The following is a 19845-nucleotide window of genomic DNA, read 5'->3' on the forward strand; positions in this document are numbered from 1 at the left end:
GGCGGCAGGCCGCCCGCGTCCCGGGAAGGCCTCCTGCCGAGGCCCGTCCCGCCCCGCCAGTCTCGCCGACATGCCCCTGACCGCCACCTTCGACATTCCCGCCCCCACCCTGCGCCCGCACCGGGTCAAGGTCCGTCACTACCGCAAGTACATCCTGCTGCTGGTCGCCACGCCGCTCGGCGCCCTGCTGCATGCGAGCTTCGTCCCGGTGTTCTGGCTGATGGAACAGTCCTGGCTGGCCGCCTTCAACCTGGCGAGCGTATTCGTCTGGGGCGCGGCCTTCCTGGCCAATCGTTTCGGCCGCCATACCCTGTCGGTGTGCCTGGCCGCCCTGGAGGCGGCGACCCATGCCAGCCTGGTCAGCTGGTGGCTGGGGACGGGAGCCGGCTTCCACTACTACCTCTGGCCGGTCGGCTGCCTGGTCGTGCTGGCGCCCCGGATGCGCGCGCGCTTCTCGGCCCCGTTCGGCTTCGCCTTCCTGGGCCTGTTCACCCTGCTGGAGACCCTGGCCGGGACACCGACAGGACCGACCCTGTCGCCGACCTGGCTGACGGTGCTGCCGGCGGTGAACATCGCCCTCTCCGCCGTCTGCCTGATCGTCCTGGCGGTGATCGTCAGGGCCGTCAACGAGAACCAGGAGCGCCACCTCACGCGGCTGGCCACCCGGGACGCCCTGACCGGGCTCTACAACCGGCACTTCACGCTGGACTTCCTGCGCCAGCTCGCCGAGCGCAACCGCCGCAGCGGCGAGCGCTGCGCCCTGGTGCTGGCCGACGTGGATCACTTCAAGGCCATCAATGACCGGTACGGCCACGAGATCGGCGATACCTGCCTGATCCGGGTGGCCGACCAGCTGCGTGCCCAGTTCCGCGCCTCGGACTGCCTGTGCCGCTGGGGAGGCGAGGAGTTCCTGATCCTGCTGCCGGCGACCGGAGGCGAATACACGCAGGGAATCCTGGAGCGGTTCAGTCATGCCCTGCGGGCCTCGCCCCTGGAGACCCCCGAGGGCCTCGTCCGGCCCACCATGAGCTTCGGGGCCACCGAGATGCTCCCCGGCGAGTCCTTCGAGACCGCCATCGAGCGTGCCGACCGCCTGCTCTACCGGGCGAAGGCCGAGGGCCGGGATCGCATCGTCTCCGACACGCCCTGACGCCCGCGGTGGAAGGCCGCGGGCGGGCTCAGGTCAGGTGACGCACCTCGAAGCGGGCCAGCAGCTCACCCTCGGCCCCATAGAGCTCCAGTCGGTCGGCCAGCACCCGGAAGCCGACGACCCGCTCCAGCATCGCCAGGAAGCGCGACTCCACCTGCATGCCGTCCAGGCAGGCCATCCGCGTGCTGGCCAGCGGCCCCAGGGTCAGGTCCTGCCCCTCGCGCCGGTAGCGGCCGGTCAGGCGATTGCAGCCGGTGGCCCCGACGAGCCGCCCCTGCTCGGCCTGGAAGATCAGGTGAGGTTCACGGGCGACCGGCTCCACCGGCACGCCCCCCAGCTCGATCAGCTTCCAGTAGGTGTTCTCCAGGGTCTCGGTCACGAAGGCCTCGGTGCGTTGCAGCCGATAGTCGAGGGCGGAGACGATCGCCTGGCCCTCGAGGTCGAGCATCTCCAGGCTCGCGCTATCATGGATGCGCCACTGCCGCGGCCCCTGATCCCCGCCGGCCAGGGTCAGGGTACGGCCCGCACCGTCCACCGCCCACCGGCCCTGCTCGTGGAAGCGACGCCGCTCGCCCTCGCCCAGGTAGGTCGCCTTCAGGGTGTAGATGCCGTCCGGGAACAGCGAGAGGTGATAGCGGATCCCCGGGCAGTCGGCACAGGGCAGCTCCCCGCGGAAGCTGGCCGGCAGTTGGCCGAGGACGGCCCGGGGTTCGGGGGAGCGCTCCAGTGCAGCGCAGCCGGCCAACCAGAGCGCAATAAGTAGAAAGAAAGAAAGATCGAAGATCCGTTTCATGGTGATTCATCCTGGCGAGTGGGCAATATGCCATCGGTTGGACCACACACCGCGAGAAGGTTCGCTTCCGACGCGGTCATTCCCCCTGTCGCCGGGCCGGCGGCGCGCGCTCGACGTCTCGCTCCAGGTGGGACTCGAGGAGCTCGTGGATCTCCTCGGCCTCGAGGGTCTCGCGACGCTCCATGGCCTCGGCCAGGGCGTCCAGCGCCCCGCGATGACGCTCGAGCTGCTCGCGGCCCCGCGCCTCCACGTCGGTGAGCAGCCGGCGGATCTCCTCGTCCACCAGGCTGGCCGTCTCCTCGCTGTGCTCCCGCGGGTGGGCCATCTCCTTGCCCAGGAAGACGTGATCCTGGCTCTGGGAGAACACCACCGGCCCGACCCGATCGCTCATGCCCCAGCGCGCCACCATTCGGCGCGCGAGCTTGGTGGCCTGGTCGAGGTCGTCCTGGGCGCCGCTGCTGACCTCGCCGAAGACGATGGCCTCGGCCAGTCGGCCGCCGTACATCACGGTGAGCCGATCGCGCAGGTAGGCCTCGCCATAGGTGAAGCGGTCCTCGTCCGGCACCTGGGCGGTGACCCCCAGGGCCTGGCCCCGGGGCAGCACGGTCACCTTCTCCAGGGGGTCGGCCTGGGGCAGCAGGTAGGCGAGCAGGGCATGGCCGGACTCGTGATAGGCCACCCGATGGCGCTCGGACTCGGACAGGGCGACGTCCTTGGTCTCCCCCAGCAACACCAGATCACGGGCATTCGAGAAACAGGGCCAGTCGACGACCTGCTGGTCCCGGCGCCCCGCCAGCAGGGCCGCCTCGTTGGCGAGGTTGGCCAGGTCGGCCCCGGAGAAGCCGGTGGTCATGGCGGCCAGGCGGGCCAGGTCGACGTCATCGGCCAGCGGTATCTCCCGGGTGTGGACCTTGAGGATGGCCTCGCGGGCCTTGCGATGGGGCATCTCCAGGACGATCTTGCGATCGAAGCGGCCCGGGCGCAGCAGGGCCGGATCGAGCACGTCGGGCCGGTTGGTCGCGGACAGCACCACCACCGACTGGTGGGGCTCGAAGCCATCCATCTCGGAGAGGATCTGGTTCAGGGTCTGCTCGCGCTCGTCGTGCCCTCCGCCCATGCCCGTGCCCCGGGCCCGGCCGATGGAGTCCAGCTCGTCGATGAAGATCACCGACGGCGCCTGCTCCTTGGCCTTCTTGAAGAGATCGCGCACCCGGGCGGCCCCCACGCCCACGAACATCTCGATGAACTCCGAGCCGCTGATGCTGAAGAAGGGAACTCCGGCCTCGCCGGCCACGGCCTTGGCCATCAAGGTCTTGCCGGTGCCCGGCGGCCCCATCATCAGGATGCCATGGGGGACCTTGGCCCCCAGCGCCCGGTAGCGCCCCGGCTGCTTGAGGAAGTCGACCACCTCGAAGATGTCGCGCTTGGCGTTCTCCGAGCCCGCCACGTCCCCCATGCGCACCTCGCTTTCCTCGCCCTTGATCTGGCGCGCCTTCGACTGGCCGATGCCGAAGGGGCCGCCCCCCGACATCATGCGCTGTTGCATTCGGCTCCAGAACCAGAACAGGAAGGCGAGCAACAGGATCCAGGGGACCGCCAGCATCAGCATGCGTTGCCACCAAGGGAGATCCTCCGGGCGTGCCACGATCCTGACACCCTTGGCCTGGAGGCGATCCAGCAGCTGGCGCCCCTCCACCGTCGGCCGCGTGGTGCGGAAGCCCTCGCCCTGGTCGAGGTCCCGCAGGGTGCGAGCCTCCTCGGTGAAGGTGCCCTGCACGGACTGTCCGTGCAGGGTGACCTCCTCGACCTCGCCCTGCTCGACCGCATCGAGGAACTCGGAGTAGGTGAGCTCGACGCGGCCCGGCTGCCGGGACGCCTCCATGAAGTTCGCGACCACCAGGATGGCGATGGCCATCCACAGGAACATCAGCCACTGGGGCTGGGGGCGTCCCGGCGGTGGGGTCGGCCGGTTCTCCTGGGGGGGACCATCGTCGCGGTCGCCTGGGTTGCGATCCGGTTTCGCCATGCTGACCTCGCGGCTTCAGGGTCGCCTGGGCACGGGGCCGGGGCGGACGTCAGGTGCCCCCCGGGGCCCGGGCCCGCGGCGACGTTATCCTTCACCATAGCCCATGCCCCTTCCCGCCCCGCTCAGGCTCGGTGTCCGGAGTGCTGGCGGTCCTGCTCGAGGGCGGCCAGCAGGCGGTCGGCCGCCTGGGGACGTCCCAGCAGGAACCCCTGGAGCTCGTCGCAGCCGAGGCGCTCCAGGAAGGTGCGCTGTCGCTCGGTTTCCACCCCTTCCGCCACCACCCGGAAGCCCAGGCTGTGCGCCATGCTGATGATCGCCGTCAGCAGGATCTCGTCGTCGGGATCGCCGGGCACATCGACGATGAAGCTGCGATCGACCTTGAGCAGCTCGATGGGCAGGCGCTTGAGGTAGGTCAGCGACGAGTAGCCGGTGCCGAAGTCGTCGATGGCCAGGCCCACCCCCATGGCCCGGATCTGGTGCAGCACCGGCAGCAGCTGATCGATGCTGTCCATCAGGTGCGTCTCGGTGATCTCCAGCTCGAGCAGGCGGGTCGGCAGACCGGCCCGGCGAGTCGCCTCGTGAATGTCGCGGATAAGGTCGGGCTCATGCAGCTGGCGCGGCGAGAGGTTGACCGAGACCGGGATCTCCAACCCCGCCGCGGCCCAGGCGGCGGCCTGCCGACAGGCCGCCCCGAGGACGAAGCGGCCGAGCTCCACGATCAGCGATGAGTTCTCGGCGATGGGAATGAAGGTGCTCGGCGGCACCAGGCCGTGCGCCTCGCTCTGCCAGCGCAGCAGGGCCTCGGCCGCCAGGATGCGCTCGCCGGCGATGTCGTAGCGGGGCTGGTAGTGCACGAAGAGCTCGCCGTTGGTCAGGGCCTCGCGCAGGCCGGCCTCGTAGCGCAGGCGCAGCTGGTGACGCTCGTCGATGGCCGGGTCGAAGATCACCACCTGCTGTCGCCCCTGGGCCTTGGCCTCGTACATGGCCTGGTCGGCATTGCGCAGCAGCGACTCCGCGGAGCGGCCGTGACGGGCGGCCAGGGTGATCCCCAGGCTGGCGGTGGTGAAGCAGCAGGCCACCCCCAGGTCGTACGGCTCGGCCAGCGTCTTCAGGATGCGCCGGGCGATGGCCAACGCCTGGGCCTCGTCGGCGATGTCTCTCAGCAGGACGGTGAACTCGTCCCCGCCGAAACGCGCCACGGTGTCGCGACTCTGGACGCAGGTGCGCAGGCGATCCGCCACCTGGCGCAGCAGCTCGTCGCCCAGGGAGTGGCCGTAGGTATCGTTGATGTCCTTGAAGTGATCCAGATCGATGAAGATCACCGCGGTGCGTGCCGAGGCCTCGCCCTGCAGGGCCTCGTCCAGGCGCAGGTTGAACAGGCTCCGATTGGCCAGCCCGGTCAGGGCGTCGTACCAGGCGAGGCGCTCGAGGCGCTGCTCGGCGACCTTGAGGGAGGTGATGTCGCTGAACAGCAGCATGTGATGACGCCCGGATTCGTCCTCCGGCAAGGGGGTGGCGGACACCAGTACCGGCAGCCCGGCACCGTCGTGACGATGGAACTCGCATTGCCCCTGCCAGCGCTCGCCCCGCTCCACCTGGTAGGCCACCTCGGGATGACTCAGCAGGAAGTCGCGGACCACGGCGGTGGCCCGGGAGCGCCCTTGGCCGCTCATCTCCGCGAACGCCCGGTTGGCCAGCTGGACCCGGTGCTGATCATCCAGCACCACGATCGCCTCGCTGGTCTCGGCGAACACTCGGTGCGCCAACTGGAGCTGGTCCTGGATCACCCGCAGGTCGGTGATATCGGTCGCGATGCCACCGATCAGGTAGACCCGCCCCTCGTCGTCGAGGATCGGGAACTTGGTGACGAGGTAATGACGGCATCCCTCCGGGGTATGCAGGGTCGTGTGGTACTTGACCGGCGCCAGCGTCTCCACCATCCGCCGATCCGAGTCGAGCGCCTGGACGATCACCTCCTCGTCCAGGACATGATCCACCGGGGTGTTCACCATGGCCTCCGGGGTCGAGTGCAACGCCCAGGCATAGCGTTCGTTGACCAGCCGATAGCGCCCGTCGAGATCCTTCACGAAGACCAGGTCGGGCGAATGCTGGCTGATCCCATCCAGGTACTTGTCGCGTTCGCGGATGCGCCGGAGCATGGCCTCGAAGGCCTGGCCGACGCGATTGAACTCGATGAAGCCCCCGCCCGGGAAGCGGCGCGGCGTGCCGCTCTCCGGCACCGCCTCGGCATAGGCCACCAGCCTGTCGAGGGCGCGGGTGGTGAGCCGGCGCAGGACCAGCATCAGGACCATGCCCACCACCACCACCACCAGGGTGGCGTCGAGCAGGGTATCGGTATAGGTATCGCGCAGCGCCACGATGCTGTCGTCCGGCAACAGCAGCGACATGCGCAGGGCCGTGCCGTCACCGAGCGGCAGGCGGAGCTCCTGCAGGATGCCATCCGGGGTGGTGACGACGGGGCCCGTCTTCGCGTCCCATGCCCCCAGGACCCGAAGGCTGCCCGGCTCGCGCTCCAGGGCATCCAGCACGGCCCCGTCATGGCGCAGCATGACGGCCCGAGCCCCGAGCAGGCGCAGCATCTCGTTGGCGATCCAGAAACTGTCGTTGAGCACCACATAGGTGTGCAGTCGACCGACGACCCGGCCCAGCGTCTCCTCGACGATCGGCAGGGTCAGGCGCATCAGGGCCTGGGACTCGCCCTCCCCGGGGGCCGTCATCAGCCGCCAGTTCGCCAGCGGCCCCGGCTGGCGGCTCAAGGCCTCGAAGGGCAGCGTCCTGCCCAGCAGGCCAGCGCTCCGGGCGACATGCGCCTGACCGTCGCTCTCGACCACCAGGGCATCGATGTGGCGCGCCTGGGGGTCATCCAGCAGCCCCTCGACACGGGCCGCCACCGCCGCCGATCGCCCCTCGTGCAACGCCTGCTCGAGCCCGTCCCGATCGGACAGGCCCTCGCTGTAGCGGCGAATGCTGTCGAAGTGAGCCGAGATCACGTCGTCGAGGATGCGCTGGTGCTGGGCGTGCGCCTGCTCGGCGCCTTCCTGCAGCGCCTCCTGGGAGGCGAGATAGGCGGTGGACAGCAACAGGGTCGCGACGCCCGCCAGCAATACCAGCTCCAGCGCCAGCACCACCCGCGAGAAACGCCAGGCCCGCATCTCAGTCCTGCTCCGGCAGCCCGCTGAGGCGGAAGGCCCGCTCCTCGAGCCGCAGGATCTCGTCGCGAGAGGTATCCCGGGTGATCAGGGCGATCTCCCCCGCATAGAGATGCGGCACCCGGTCACCCTGGCTGACCAGGGCCATGCGCACCGCCTCGGCCATGGCCACGCCATTGTCGTCATTGATGCGCATGGCGGTGACGTCCAGGCCGCCATCGTTCAGGGCCTCGAGCTCGGCGGCACCACCGCCCCAGCCGTTGAGCAGCACGTCCAGGCGATCGGTCTCGCGCAGGGCCCGCAGGGCACCGAGCGCCACGTCGGTGGAGTTGGCGAAGATCATCTTCAGGTCGGGGTGCGCCTCCAGGGTGCGCAGGGTGGCCTCGTAGGCCTTGTCCGGATCGCCGTCGGTATAGTAGGCGGCCACCTGTTCCACGCCCGGGTGTTCGGCGGCCCGGGCCGCGAAGGTGCCGCCGCGCATGCGGCTGACGTAGCCGGGGGCGAAGTAGAGCATCAGGTACTTGCCCTGGTAGCCGGCGCGTTCGAGCATCCAGTCGGCGATCAGCCGGGTCCCCTGGGCATGATCGAAGCCGACATAGAGAAAGGGCGGGCTGCTCTCCCAGGCCGCCAGCGGCGTGGTGATGTTCTGCAGGATCAGCCGGGGGCTGCCCAAGGCCAGCACGCGCTCGATCATCCGCAGATGGGGCACGGCGTCCAGGGTGAACACCAGATAGTCCGGCCGCCACTGCAGGGCCGTGGTCAGCTGGCGGGCCTGCAGGTCGAGATCCACCGAGGGACGCGACAGGAAGGTCTTCAGCTCGTACGGCACCTGCAGGGCCTGGAGACGCGCCTCGAAGGACGCCAGGCTGCGCCGCCAATAGTCCGAGGCCTGGATGCCGGGGTAGATGACCGCGATGCGAACCGTGCGTCTCGGACTCGAGGCCAGCGGCATCGCCGGCCCCTCGACACGGGTGGCGAAATCCGCCATCAACGCCTGCTGCTCGGGGTGACGCTCCAGGTAGTCGTCGATCCGGATATACTCGCCCGAGGCCCTGGCCGCCAGCGCGACCAGGGTGAGCATGAACAGGGCGGCCGCCAGGCCGGCCCGCCGTGAACGCACTTGGCATCCCGCCATTCCATGGTGTCCTTGTGTCGTGTCGTGCCTTGCCTGCGCCGGCGATCACCCCGGCGCCCCGAGGCACACTGTACCCCAAAGCCGGGGCGGTACCGATGCACAGCAACGCGGGCGAGCGTTCCCGGGGCATGGGTAGCAGTTAAGTTAAGCCCGATGAGAAACGCAACGGAGTACCTCTTATGGATCTCGTACCCGGCGAGGGACGACACCTCTCACGGCCGGCCAACGCTCCGGGCTGTTAGGGTGAAGGCGAACCGAAGGAAGAGGCTCGCCCTTGAGATCCCACCGTCGTCCGTTCTTCGTCGCCCTGGGGGGCCTGGCCCTGGTCGCCATGCTCGCCTATCCCTTCCTCCAGGACCGGGGGCCCAGGCTCGCCCCACCGCAGGAGGGCGGCGTGCTCAAGGTGGCGACCCGCAACGCCGCGACCACCTATTACCTGGACCGGCACCGCCGGGCCGCCGGGCCGGAACACGACCTGGTAAGCCGCTTCGCCGAGAGCCACGACTGGCGAGTGGAGTGGCAACTGGTCGACACCACCGCGGAGGTGCTCGAGGCCCTGGAGGCCGGCGAGGTCCACCTGGCCGCCGCCGGGTTGACCCACCTGCCGGCACGGGACGAACGCTTCGCCCGGGGCCCCGCCCATACCGGGATCGTCGAACAGCTGGTCTGTCACCGGGAGGATCGCCCCCTGCCTCGCCGGCTCGACGAGCTCGCCGAGTGGGAGATCCGCGTCACCGCCCGATCCAGCTACGCCGAGCGCCTGAAGAGCCTGGTCAACCACCAGACGGGCCTGCGCTTCCAGGAGGACCCGCGCAGCACCGAGAGCCTGCTGGCGGCGGTGGCGAACCGGGAATTCGACTGCGCCGTGGCCGACTCCAATATCGTGCGCATGACCCGACGGCACTTCCCGCATCTGGAGGTGGCGCTGAACCTGACCGCCGAGGAGAACCTGGGCTGGTACCTGGCCCGCGACCAGGAGGCACTGGCCGGGCGAGCCCTGGCCTGGATGCAGGGCGAGACCGGCCGGACAGCCCGGGAGGCCATGCACCAGCGCTACTACGGCTACCTGGGGGAGTTCGATTTCGTCGACCTGCGTGCCCTCAACGAGCGTATCGAGGAGCGCCTGCCCCGCTTCCTGGAACACTTCCTGGCGGCCGAGACCGAGACCGGCCTCCCGGCGGACCTGCTCGCCGCCCTGGCCTACCAGGAATCCCACTGGGACCCGGCGGCCGTGTCACCCACCGGGGTGCGGGGCATCATGATGCTGACCCGCCGCACCGCCGCCTCCCTGGGGGTGGATGACCGCCTGGATCCGGCGGCCGCCATCGACGGCGGCGCCCGCTACCTGGCCGACCGCCACCGGCGGCTCCCGGACGACATCCCCGAACCCGACCGCACCTACCTGGCACTGGCCAGCTACAACATCGGCCGAGGCCATGTGCTGGATGCCCAGGCGCTGGCCCGGGAGCTCGGCCGGAATCCCCACTCCTGGGCCGACATGAAGGAGGTGCTGCCGCTCAAGGCCGACCGACGCTACTACCCCCGGACCCGCTATGGCTATGCTAGGGGCTACGAGCCGGTGCACTACGTGGAGCGCATTCGCAACTATCGGGACGTGATCCGCCGCGCCCTCGAGAGCAGGGCGCCGCCTGGTGAAGGCGCGCGTTCGGCCCGCGCCGACCGGGTCGACGACTCGGCGACGGGCTAGGACCATTTCGTTAAATAGCCCGCTATTCGCCTCGATAGATCGATGAATTTGACTCGAAATCCGTGATTCTCGTGACGATCGGTCAACCCCGACAGGCACCTAGAAGGTCGCCATCTGCTTGGCATCCAGCCAGCCCACTTCCTGCAGGACCCCGGCCCGCATCACTCGGGTGATGGAGCGATAGGCGGCGGTGGAGGTGCCCGGGTCCTCCTCGAGCACCACCAGGTCCGCCAGCTTGCCGGCCTCCAAGGTCCCGAAATCCTCCAGGCGTCCCATGGCCGCCGCCCCGTTGCGCGTCGACATCACCAGTACCTCGTCGGCCGGAATCCCGGCCCGCTCCATGGCTTCCATCTCCTGGTAGATCGCCGGCCCATGGAAGGTCAGCGGATTGCCTGCATCGGTGCCGGTGGCGATGGGGATCCCGGCCGCGTGAACCCGGCGCAGGTTGGCGTCCATGACGGCACGCCGCTCGGCAGCCCGGGCGAGGTGGCCCAGCACCCGGTCCAGAGTGCGTTCGTTCTCGGGCAGGCTGGCCTGGAGACGGTCGACGTCCCGGATCACCCGACGGGTCCGCGGACCGATGCAGCCGTTGGGGTCATCGATCTCGGGAGGCGTGCCCAGGGCCACGCTGGCCCTGGCCCGCGCCCAGTTCTGGGCCACCCGCAGGGTGGGCACATAGTAGGCGCCGCTGTCACGGGTCAGGGCCAGGAAGGCCTCGTCGAGCGCCTGGTCGCCGACGCTGTGCACCAGCATCCGGGCTCCCGCCTCCAGGGCGACCCGCGCCTCCCGCCGCTCGGTGGCATGCACCACAAGCGGCAGGCCCAGGGCTCGAGCCTCGCGGCCGATCAGCCGCAACCGGGCATCCATCTCCTCCCGGATCTCGGGCGCCGGCGCCAGGTACCAGACCTTGACGGCACCGGCGCCCATCTCGGCCAGCGCCCGGACGCTGGCGACGGCCTCGGCGTCGCTGCCCATCGGCAGGAACGCCCCCGACTCCAGGGCCTGGAACAGGGGCATGATCGAGTCCGCATGGGTGATCAGGGGACCGGCGGCCCGCACATGGACCCGTGCCGGGTGATCCTCGGCCAAGGCAGCGAGATCCAGGGTCCAGGGCAGGCCGCCCATGTCGTAGACGGCGGTGACGCCCGCACACAGGAAGGTACGATGCCAGCGCCCGGCGCGGGCGCGCAGGGAGCGCTGGAGTTCCTCGAAGTCGTAGAAGGCCCGTCCGATGCGGCTGTCCGGCCGGCCATCGAACCAGCCGGTCTGGGCGAAGTGCACGTGGGCATCGACCAGGCCGGGGGTGATGAACTGCCCCTGGAGATCGAGCCGCCGGGCCTCCTCGGGAACGGGGCAGTCGTCGATGCCGCCGATGCAGGCGATCCGGTCGTCCTTGACCCGGATCACCGCCTCCGCCAGGGGCGGTCCGCCGGTGCCATCGTAGACCGTGGCACCGACCAGCCACAGCGACTCCCCTCCCGGCATGGGGGCCGCGGAGAGCACCCCCAGCAACACCACGACGGATGCGATCTTCATGGCCACCTCGCCCGGGTCCACCCCTTGTCCTGGACCGCGGCGCGCCTCGCTGTCCCGTCTCACCGCGGCCTCGTCGAGACCTCCCTCCCTGGCGGCGTTTACATACCGTAACAATAGGTCACCGTGACGGCGCCCGCCCTCGCCGAGGCCCGTGACGGAGCATGAATTTGCTCATCCTCCGTTACATGAATTTACATCCTGTCCAGGTTCGGCGCGCGTGTCAGACCGGCTCGCCGAGGCCGCCACCGGCCAGCTGGAGGGCGATGCCGGCCATCATCACGCCGATGCCGCCGTCGATCAGCCGCCAGGCGGTCGGCCTGGCCAGCCAGGGCGAGAGCAGGGCTCCGCCCCCTGCCAGCAGGCTGAACCACAGGATGGAGGCGGTCCCCGCCCCGGCGACGAAGGCGGCCGCACTGTCCTGCTGGGCGCCCACGGCGGGAACCAGCACCAGGGTATCCAGGTAGACCTGGGGATTGAGCACCGTCACCGCCAGCGTGGCCAGCAAGACACGAGTCAGGCTGCGTCCCTCCGCCTCGGCCGTGTCGAGGCCCCGGCGACCGGTGGCGGCGCGATGCAGCGCCTGGGCGGCCAGCCAGCCGAGGAAGGCCACTCCCAGCCAGCGCAGGACCTCCAGGGCGCCGGGCATGGCCAGCAGCATGGCGCTCATGCCGAACATCCCGGCGGACAGCAGCAGCAGGTCGGTGCTCATGCACAGTCCCGCGGACCACCAGTGGTGCTCGCGCCTCACGGCGAGCCCCAGTACGTAGGCATTCTGTGCCCCGATGGCGACGATGATGCCGCCGCAGACCACCAGGCCGGTCAGATAACTCTCGAGCATCGCGGATCCTCCCTGAAGATGAGACGCCAGCCTAGCGAGACGGCGGTATACTCAAAAATCATCTTCCTTATGCTTCATCAGTTTTTCTTATGCTGGACTACAAGCTCCTCGAGGCCCTGGCCATGGTGATCGAATGCGACGGCTTCGAACGCGCCGGGGGTGAGCTCGGGCTCTCCCAGTCGGCCGTCTCTCAGCGCATCAGGGCGCTGGAGATCCGGCTCGGCCAGCCGGTGCTGATCCGCCACCCTCACCTGGCGCCCACGCCGGCGGGACGACGCCTGCTCAACCACTACCAGCAGGTCCGGCTGCTGGAGCGCGACCTGCGCACCGCCCTGCCCACCCTGGAGACCGCCTCGCCGCGGCTGCGCGTCGCCATCAATGCCGACAGCCTGGCGACCTGGTGGGCCGATGCCGTGGGCGGGCCCTGCCAGGAGGAAGGCCTGCTGCTCGACCTGGTGATCGAGGATCAGGACGTGGGGCTCAGGCGGCTCAGGGACGGCGACGTGGCGGCCTGCCTGTGCGCCAGCGACCAGCCCATCGCCGGGGCCCGCTGCGTGCCGCTCGGCACCATGGTCTACCATCCCTATGCCACGCCGGCCTACATTGCCCGCCATTTCCCCGATGGCCCCACCCATGACGCCTTCCGCCGGGCCCCGGCCATCGTCTACGGCCCCCATGACCAGCTGCAGCACCGCTTCCTGGCCGAGTGCGGCTATCACGGCCCCTTCCCCTACCACCTCTGCCCCTCGTCGGAAGGGTTCGTGCGACTGGCCGCCGCCGGCATGGGCTACGGCATGATGCCGCGCCTGCAGGTGGCCGACCTGGTGGCCAAGGGGCGGCTCGAGAGCCTGGCCCCGGATCGGCGCCTGGAGGTCCCGCTCTACTGGCACTTCTGGCGCCACAGCGGCGAGCTGCTCGAACGCCTGACGAGCGTCCTGCGGCGGGTAGTACTAACCTGAACGGGACGCGCCGGCACGAAGGTGGCAAGTTACCGGCACATCGGTATGATATTCGGGTCATTTCGACAACGAACGGAGACAGCACCACGACCGATCATTCATTCCAAGCCGATAGGAGGTTCGCATGAAGGTCTACAAGCCCGAGTGGCGATGCACCCTGAGCGTGAACGAAGGCGCGGAAGCAGCAGCCAGCTGGAAGGAACGCATGGCCTGGCGCATGCGGGAGCTGGCCGACCGACTGGACGGCAGTGGAAGAACGATCAAGATCGACTACCGGGTCACGCCGGAAGTCAGCCGCGAGGAAGTGGACGACTGCCTGGGCAAGGGGTTCGCGGTGAGTCAGCGCCTGCTCACCGAACTGGCCCAGCACGCCGCCTGCGAGGACGTGATGCGCGACGCCAAGGCGGAACTCTTCGAGGAAGAGGAGGCGGAACAGAAGCATTGAGGGCGAGCATGACCCGAGAGCCCCCACCCCGCACCCCACGCGCCCGACGGCCGTGGGGTGGTTCGTATCCGGCCCTCACCCCGGGACCGGCGGCGTGGACTCGCCGCCGCTCGCCCCATCCAGCACGACCCGATCACGCCCGGCATCCTTGCCGCGATAGAGGGCCCCGTCGGCCCGGGCGATCAGCTCCTCGGCCGACTCCCCGGGCCGCCACCCGGCCACGCCCAGGGTGCAGGTCAGGGGCACCACCCCGCCGCCCCGCAGGGTCAGGGGGCGGGAGACGAGTTCTTCTCGGATCCGCTCGGCGATTTCCCTCGCCTGGCTCGCGTCGCGCTCCCGCAGCAGGATCACGAATTCCTCGCCGCCATAGCGGCACACCGGGTCGATGTCGCGGATCACCGTCTCGGTGGCCCGGACCAGGTGCTGCAGGGCCCGGTCGCCCTCGGCATGTCCCCAGCCGTCGTTGAAGCGCTTGAAGTTGTCGAGATCGAGCATGATCAACGACAGGGGAGCCCCGCTCCCCTCGGCCTGGATGACCGCCGCCGGCAGGGCCTCGTCGAGGTAGCGACGGTTATACACCCCGGTGAGCCCATCGAGATAGCTCATGTCGTGCAGCTTCGCCTGCTCGGCGAGCAGTACCTGCCGCTCGTACTGCAGCTGGCCGATGCGGTCCGCCAGGGCCAGCGACAGCAGGACCGACTCCGCCGCCGAGCCCAGTTGGAAGCCGTGATGGCTCCAGAAGCCATGAGGCAACAGCCCGTAGGTCACCAGCAGCAGCGTCGAAGAGCCGGCGACCAGCGCCGACCAGGCCAGCAGCAGCCAGCGTGCCGAACGCACCCCCCGCCCCAGGGCGCGCCCCGCCGAGAGCAGGAAGAGGCCCAACACCAGCAACCCCTGGACCGAGAAGTAGACCACGGTGGCATGGCCCGGCTGCTCCCAGGCGAGGACCACGCCGAGCGCCGCCACGGGCCACAGCATCAGCATGGCGCGATCCACGCGGGGATCCTCGTCCTGCAGCCACAGGAAACGGCGGCAGAACTGCAGGCCGCAGACGGAGATCCAGGACAGCGACGTCAGCATCATGGCCTCGTTGACGGCCGGGTCGAGGCCGGGGAAGACACGGTAGAGCAGACCGTTCTGACAGAGGAAGTAGGCCGCGGAGCCGAGCAGGAAGCCGACGTACCACAGGTAGCTGCTGTCACGCAGGCCGAACAGCAGCACGCCGTTGTACAGCGCCAGGCCGACCACCAGCCCGAAGTAGAGCCCCTGGCCGAGCATCAGGTCGCGCCAGGCCCGGTGCAGCTCGCCCGTCTCCAGCAGGCGCAGGTCGAAACGCAGCGCCTGGGCGCTGTCCAGGCGCAGCAGGTAGTCGCCCGGCGTGGCGACGGGAAACACCGGCCGCGACACGGGAATGCCGCCGGAAAGCGAGTTCGGCGCCGCGGCGTCCACTTCGACCCAGGCCGCTCCGCCCCCGCCACGCCGATAGAGCCGCGTACCCTTGAGCAAGGGGTTGCTCAGGTAGAGCCAGGCCGGCCCCTCCCGGGGCGGCAGGGAGAGCCGGAGCCACACGGGGTGAGGCGACAGCCCCAGGCTGACGCGGCGGGGGTCGGCCAGCCGCCGGTCCGGCGCCGGACTGGCCGACATGGGCGGCGCCTCGCCGGCATGGGTCAGAAGGGTCAGACCCTGCGGCGCATCCGGCTCGGCGGCATGGAGCGTCGCCACCAGGCAGCAGGCTAGCCAAGCGCCCAGCCCCCAGGCCCACAGGCGTCGCGTTCCCCTCGGCTGCCACCCCTTGCGCATCCCGGTCTCCCCGCTGGCCCCAGGAGAAGTGTAGTGCCTCCCGGGCTCCGGTCGGACGCCGACCAGGCGGTTGCGCGAAACGGCACACCCGCCGCCAGCCGAGCGCGCCCGGGTGAGCGCTTACCGACCCGGAGCCTCGCCGCCCGGCGGGCATGTCGTCACGAGACCTCGATGCCCCCCGTCCCGGGAATCACTACCTCGAGCCGGCTGAGCCGCTGACGCACCGTCAGCCGGGCCGGTGCCTGGATCAGCCCCGCCTCCCGCAGGTAGCCCCCAGGGCCGCCGCCGCCGCGCCGGTGGCCGGGTCCTCCACCCCCCCCCATCGGGAAGGGGTTCCGGGCAGGGAAGACCGTCGGCGACTCGCGCCAGACCAGCTGCAGGGTGGTGAGCCCTCGCTCGTGCATCAGCGCCTCGAGTGTCGCGAAATCGTAGTCCAGCCGGTCGAGCCGGGCCTTGTCGCCGACCGCCAGCACCAGATGCCAGGCCCCGGCATAGGCCAGGGCCGGGAAGCGAGACGACAGGCCTTGTCCGGCCACGGCGGCGCTCAGAGTCCGTCGGCCTCGTAGAGGGGGCGGAGATCGCTCCGCCAGCGCCCCCGGAAGCGCGCCCGCCAATGCTCGGCGGGGCTTCGTCCCAGTTCGACCAGCGCCTGGAGCGGACGCAGGTAGTGGCGTTCGTCCCGCCCCTGGGCATCCAGCCGATGGCGTCGCCGCAGGCCCGCCTCGGCCAGCGCCAGGGCGCGCTCCAGGGCCTCCCGGAACGAGTCGGCCGCGTAGAGGCCCGCCACCGGAATGTGCTCGCCGTCCGCGAGGCCGTAGCGGGGCAGCTCGTGGCGCAGCTGGTTGAGCCGCGCGACGTCGCAGTCCGCCACCAGCGACAGGGCGCCCTCCAGCGCCTGACGATCGTAGAGCAGTCCGGTCCAGAAGGCGGCCAGCGCCAGGCTGTGCTCGAGGCCCAGGGCATCGTTGCCCCGCAGTTCCAGGTGATCCTTGAGGCGCACGTCGTGCATCAGGGTGTTGAGGTGCGCCTTCCAGTCCTCGAGGCTCGGGCGCTCGCCGGGCAGCTCCGGCAGGGCTCCGCGCATCAGGTCCCGGAAACGGCGCCCGGCGAGGTCGACGTGGGCGCCGTGACGCGCCACCGAGTACATCGGGACGTCCAGGGCGCGCTCCACGTAGCTGGCGAAGGCGAGGTCCGGCGACAGCGCCAGGGGCAGGAGGCCGCAACGCGCCGAGTCGGTGTGCAGCCAGACGTAGTTCCGGTAGGAGGTCAGGCCGCTGTCGCGCCCCTCGACGAAGGGCGAGTTGGCCAGGGCCACCATCACCAGGGGCTGCAGCGCCATGGCCACCCGGAACTTGGCCCGCATGTCGGCTTCGCTACAGAAATCGAGATTCAGCTGGAAGGCGCAGGTCCGGGTCATCATGTCCTTGCCGTGTACCCCGACCCGGGGCATGTAGCCCCGCATGATCCGGTAGCGGCTCTTGGGCACCCAGTCCATCTCCCGGCGGGTCCACTCCGGGGCGAACCCCAGGGCCAGGGTGCCCAGCCCCAGCGCCCGGGCGACCTCGGACAGCTCGCGACGGTGGGTCGCGAGCTCCGCGTGCACGCCGTGCAGGTCCTCCCAGGGCGTCCCGGAGAGTTCCAGTTGTCCTGCCGGTTCCAGGGTGATGCCGGCTCCGCCGCGGGTCAGGCCGATCAGCTGGCCGCCCTCGAGCGTGGGCCGCCAACCAAACGCCTGGAAGGCCTCCAGCACGGCCCGAATGCCCGCCGACCCTTCATACGGGAGTGACCGACGATCCTCCCGGGTAAAAAGGAAGGTCTCATGCTCGACGCCGATCCGGCACCGATCCATGGCCGTGCAGTTAGCGGCCAGGTCGTCGACCAGCTGCCGAGCCTCGGTGATCTCCGCCATGGTGACGCTTGCCTCCTCGGCCCTCAGTTAAGCCGGCCCGGCACCACGACGCAACGGCGCCCGCCGGCAACCGGTGGGCGCCGCTGGCATGGCACCGGGACGCGACCTCCTCGAGACACCCCCTATTCCATGGTCTCCTGTGCCGGACGCGCACCGACCGGCACCATCAGGTGCTGGTAGTCGGTCCCTTCCCACATCACATAGGGCCCGCCGTTGTCCGGGTCGGAGGGAAAGGCCTCGAGTATCGCCGGCGGGGCGATGATCATCAGGTGGGGCCCCTCCACGACCCACTGGTTGTCGGCGGTGGGTTCCATGGCATAGGGGTCGAGATTGCTGGCCCCCTCGTCCCCCTGCAGCATGTAGGCGATCCCCAGGCTGTCGGCGGTGAAGGGTTCCTCGTTCTGCCAGGCCTTGGCCCACGCCATCCAGGTCGCGTCCAGGCACATCGGCGCGGTGCCGGCCAGGTTCGGCGGCGAGGGCAGGCAGGTATAGCCATTGCTGCCTTCCTGCAGGACATTGCCCTCCCAGTCGACGACGGTGGCCCCCGCCACCATGCCCGGCCAGGTGGCACTCAGGGCATCTTCCAGCATGTCCGCCTCGGACTCGCCTTCGGCGACCGCCGGGCCCGCCAGCCCCATCACCAGGCCTGCCGCGACCAATCCGATGGCACCCCGCCAGGGAATGCGTGTGATCATCGTTCCGTCCTCCCCTCCCGAGGGCCGGCCGCGACCGATTCCTTCGCTGCGTTGACCTCACCTGTCGCCGGTCCAGTGAATACCAATCCTCTTCCCGCAGCGATCCGACCGCTGCCTTCTCATTCAAGCCGACCGGGGGACATTGCACCAGTCGAGGCGGACGCCACCGCCCGGCAGGGACTATACTCAGCAAGCCCCCACCAGACGCCACCACAACGGTCGAGGTGCCAGCGCCAGCACGCCGCTCGATTCCTGCCGGCCTCCTCCTGCGCGCCCGCTCCCCCCCCCCCGATGACCTGGCCATGGCGGGTGACAGGCTTGTGTCTTCAGTCGACAGCACCGGCCGGGCCGACGGGCGCCTCGCCATTCGCCAGCACCGCCAGCCGAGCCGGCGCCCTAGGGTGGAGGGTCGTCATGGATATCTCGAGAGTTTCCGCCTTGTGCCGGCTCGCTCCGGCCTCGGCGATCGCGCTGGCCCTGGGAGGCGTCGCCCTGCCAACGGCCGCCCAGGAGGTCTTGTGGGGAGAGGCGGTGGCCGTGGGCAACGGCCAGGCCCGGGTGGCGATCACGGAAGCGGCACCGGGCGTGCCCGCCTCGGTGGCCGTGGTGATGACCGCCGATGCCCTGGAGGGGCTTCCCGGCGAGGAACTCGGCCAGGAGGGCCGGGAATACGTGCTGCCCATGCCCGCGGACGGCACGCACACGGGCTACGACCATGTGGGGCTGAACTGGCATCCCATCGGCCATATCCCCGACGGGATCTACACGGTCGCTCACTTCGACGTGCACTTCTATCTCATCGACGAGACCGAGCGCCAGGCCATCAGCTTCCTGGGTCCCGACCGGGAACAACGGCTCGCCCCGCCGGATCCCGCCCTGGTGCCAGAGGGCTACGTGATCCCGCCCGACACGGCCGTCGAGCGCATGGGCCTCCACGGCCTCGACCCGGAAAGCCACGAATTCCAGGGTCAGCCGTTCACCCGGACCTTCCTGTATGGCTACGAGTCCGGCCGGCTGATCTTCCTGGAGCCGATGATCACCCTGGACTACCTGCAGACCCGGCAGGACCTCACCCTGCCGGTGAAGACGCCGGCCGCCTACGGCAGCCCCGGCTACTTCCCGAGCAGCTACCGCGTGGGGTTCGAGCCGGAGGCCGGGGAATACTGGATCGAACTGCGCGATCTGCGGCCCTTCGAGGGGGCCGCGCCGAGGCCCCTCCAGGGCGCGACCTGAGCCGGCCCGGAGCCCGGGCAGCCCGAACGTGCCGCCCGGGCCCCGGCGCCTCGTCCTAGTCGTAGAGCGCGGCGTAGGGGCGCCGAATGGCCTCGCGCACCTCGCCCAGCGAGAAGACGCGCGCGAACTCGCCGAAGGGCTGGCCCTCGAACCACAGCCGCACCACGGGCAGCGAGAAGACCCGCTGCTGGGCGCACAGCGAGGCCGCGGCGTCCTGGCAGTCGGCGTAGAAGGCCTTCAGGCGGGGAAACTCCTCGGCGAGCATCGCCGAGAGCCGAGGCTTGACGGCCTGGCAGACGCCGCAGTGGCGGCCGCCGAACATCACCAGTACCGCCGGATGCTCGGCCAGGGCGGCGTCCAGGTCGGCTTGATGGATCAGGGGCGGCATGGGGACTCCTCCTCGGGGGATCGCCTCGACGGGGCGCGGCACGCTCGTCGCCCACGTGAC

Annotated in this window: 16 protein-coding genes; 5 read left to right on the forward strand and 11 right to left on the reverse strand. The window is 70.0% G+C overall.

The features are described 5' to 3' along the window. Positions 1-70: 70 nt before the first annotated feature. Complete coding sequence (locus tag BEI_RS15155) at positions 71-1150, forward strand: GGDEF domain-containing protein (RefSeq protein ID WP_097790306.1); 1080 nt, start codon at positions 71-73, stop codon at positions 1148-1150. A gap of 28 nt (positions 1151-1178) precedes the next feature. Here the strand turns inward: BEI_RS15155 and BEI_RS15160 are convergent, their stop codons facing one another. The 4 genes from BEI_RS15160 to BEI_RS15175 all read right to left on the reverse strand — a co-directional run bounded on the left by BEI_RS15160 (position 1179) and on the right by BEI_RS15175 (position 8274). Then, on the reverse strand, positions 1179-1943 hold the full coding sequence (locus BEI_RS15160) for an META domain-containing protein (RefSeq protein WP_097790307.1): 765 nt from the start codon (positions 1941-1943) through the stop codon (positions 1179-1181). A gap of 76 nt (positions 1944-2019) precedes the next feature. Continuing rightward, a complete protein-coding gene (gene ftsH / locus BEI_RS15165; protein ID WP_097790308.1) occupies positions 2020-3969 on the reverse strand; it encodes an ATP-dependent zinc metalloprotease FtsH in 1950 nt (649 codons plus the stop codon). 122 nt (positions 3970-4091) lie between these two features. Continuing rightward, positions 4092-7142, reverse strand: a complete 3051-nt coding sequence (locus BEI_RS15170; protein WP_097790309.1) for an EAL domain-containing protein — start codon at positions 7140-7142, stop codon at positions 4092-4094. Position 7143: 1 nt separating this feature from the next. Continuing rightward, a complete protein-coding gene (locus tag BEI_RS15175) occupies positions 7144-8274 on the reverse strand; it encodes a substrate-binding domain-containing protein (protein WP_097790310.1) in 1131 nt (376 codons plus the stop codon). A gap of 274 nt (positions 8275-8548) precedes the next feature. Between BEI_RS15175 and mltF the strand changes: the two genes are divergently transcribed. Then, positions 8549-9982: a membrane-bound lytic murein transglycosylase MltF gene (gene mltF / locus BEI_RS15180; protein ID WP_227644497.1), complete on the forward strand. Its 1434-nt coding sequence runs from the start codon at positions 8549-8551 to the stop codon at positions 9980-9982. Between the two features lie 99 nt (positions 9983-10081). Here mltF and BEI_RS15185 read toward each other — a convergent pair whose 3' ends face one another. Next, positions 10082-11518, reverse strand: coding sequence for an amidohydrolase family protein (locus BEI_RS15185; protein WP_153045802.1), 1437 nt, complete (start codon positions 11516-11518; stop codon positions 10082-10084). A gap of 220 nt (positions 11519-11738) precedes the next feature. Continuing rightward, positions 11739-12356 (reverse strand): LysE/ArgO family amino acid transporter, encoded by a 618-nt coding sequence (locus BEI_RS15190; protein ID WP_097790312.1) that lies wholly within the window; start codon positions 12354-12356, stop codon positions 11739-11741. Positions 12357-12445: 89 nt separating this feature from the next. On the opposite strand from BEI_RS15190, the gene BEI_RS15195 reads away from it, so the two are divergent. Together BEI_RS15195 and BEI_RS15200 are read left to right on the forward strand one after the other, a co-directional pair. Next, positions 12446-13315 (forward strand): LysR family transcriptional regulator ArgP, encoded by an 870-nt coding sequence (locus tag BEI_RS15195; RefSeq protein WP_097790313.1) that lies wholly within the window; start codon positions 12446-12448, stop codon positions 13313-13315. A gap of 124 nt (positions 13316-13439) precedes the next feature. Next, entirely contained in the window at positions 13440-13760 is a 321-nt protein-coding gene (locus BEI_RS15200; RefSeq protein ID WP_097790314.1) for a hypothetical protein, read from the forward strand. Between the two features lie 75 nt (positions 13761-13835). Here the strand turns inward: BEI_RS15200 and BEI_RS15205 are convergent, their stop codons facing one another. The 4 genes from BEI_RS15205 to BEI_RS15220 form a co-directional block, all read right to left on the reverse strand. Next, positions 13836-15560, reverse strand: coding sequence for a sensor domain-containing diguanylate cyclase (locus BEI_RS15205; protein ID WP_097790315.1), 1725 nt, complete (start codon positions 15558-15560; stop codon positions 13836-13838). A 158-nt stretch (positions 15561-15718) separates the two neighbouring features. After that, positions 15719-16096 (reverse strand): PhzF family phenazine biosynthesis protein, encoded by a 378-nt coding sequence (locus BEI_RS15210; RefSeq protein ID WP_227644498.1) that lies wholly within the window; start codon positions 16094-16096, stop codon positions 15719-15721. Between the two features lie 8 nt (positions 16097-16104). Continuing rightward, positions 16105-17469 (reverse strand): glutamate--cysteine ligase, encoded by a 1365-nt coding sequence (locus tag BEI_RS15215; protein WP_097790316.1) that lies wholly within the window; start codon positions 17467-17469, stop codon positions 16105-16107. A gap of 122 nt (positions 17470-17591) precedes the next feature. Beyond that, on the reverse strand, positions 17592-18164 hold the full coding sequence (locus BEI_RS15220; RefSeq protein ID WP_227644499.1) for a hypothetical protein: 573 nt from the start codon (positions 18162-18164) through the stop codon (positions 17592-17594). 414 nt (positions 18165-18578) lie between these two features. On the opposite strand from BEI_RS15220, the gene BEI_RS15225 reads away from it, so the two are divergent. After that, entirely contained in the window at positions 18579-19397 is an 819-nt protein-coding gene (locus BEI_RS15225; RefSeq protein WP_153045803.1) for a DUF5602 domain-containing protein, read from the forward strand. A gap of 55 nt (positions 19398-19452) precedes the next feature. Here the strand turns inward: BEI_RS15225 and BEI_RS15230 are convergent, their stop codons facing one another. Continuing rightward, complete coding sequence (locus tag BEI_RS15230; protein ID WP_097790318.1) at positions 19453-19785, reverse strand: thioredoxin family protein; 333 nt, start codon at positions 19783-19785, stop codon at positions 19453-19455. Between the last annotated feature and the right edge of the window lie 60 nt (positions 19786-19845).

This window comes from Halomonas beimenensis, assembly GCF_002549795.1.
GTDB lineage: Bacteria > Pseudomonadota > Gammaproteobacteria > Pseudomonadales > Halomonadaceae > Halomonas > Halomonas beimenensis.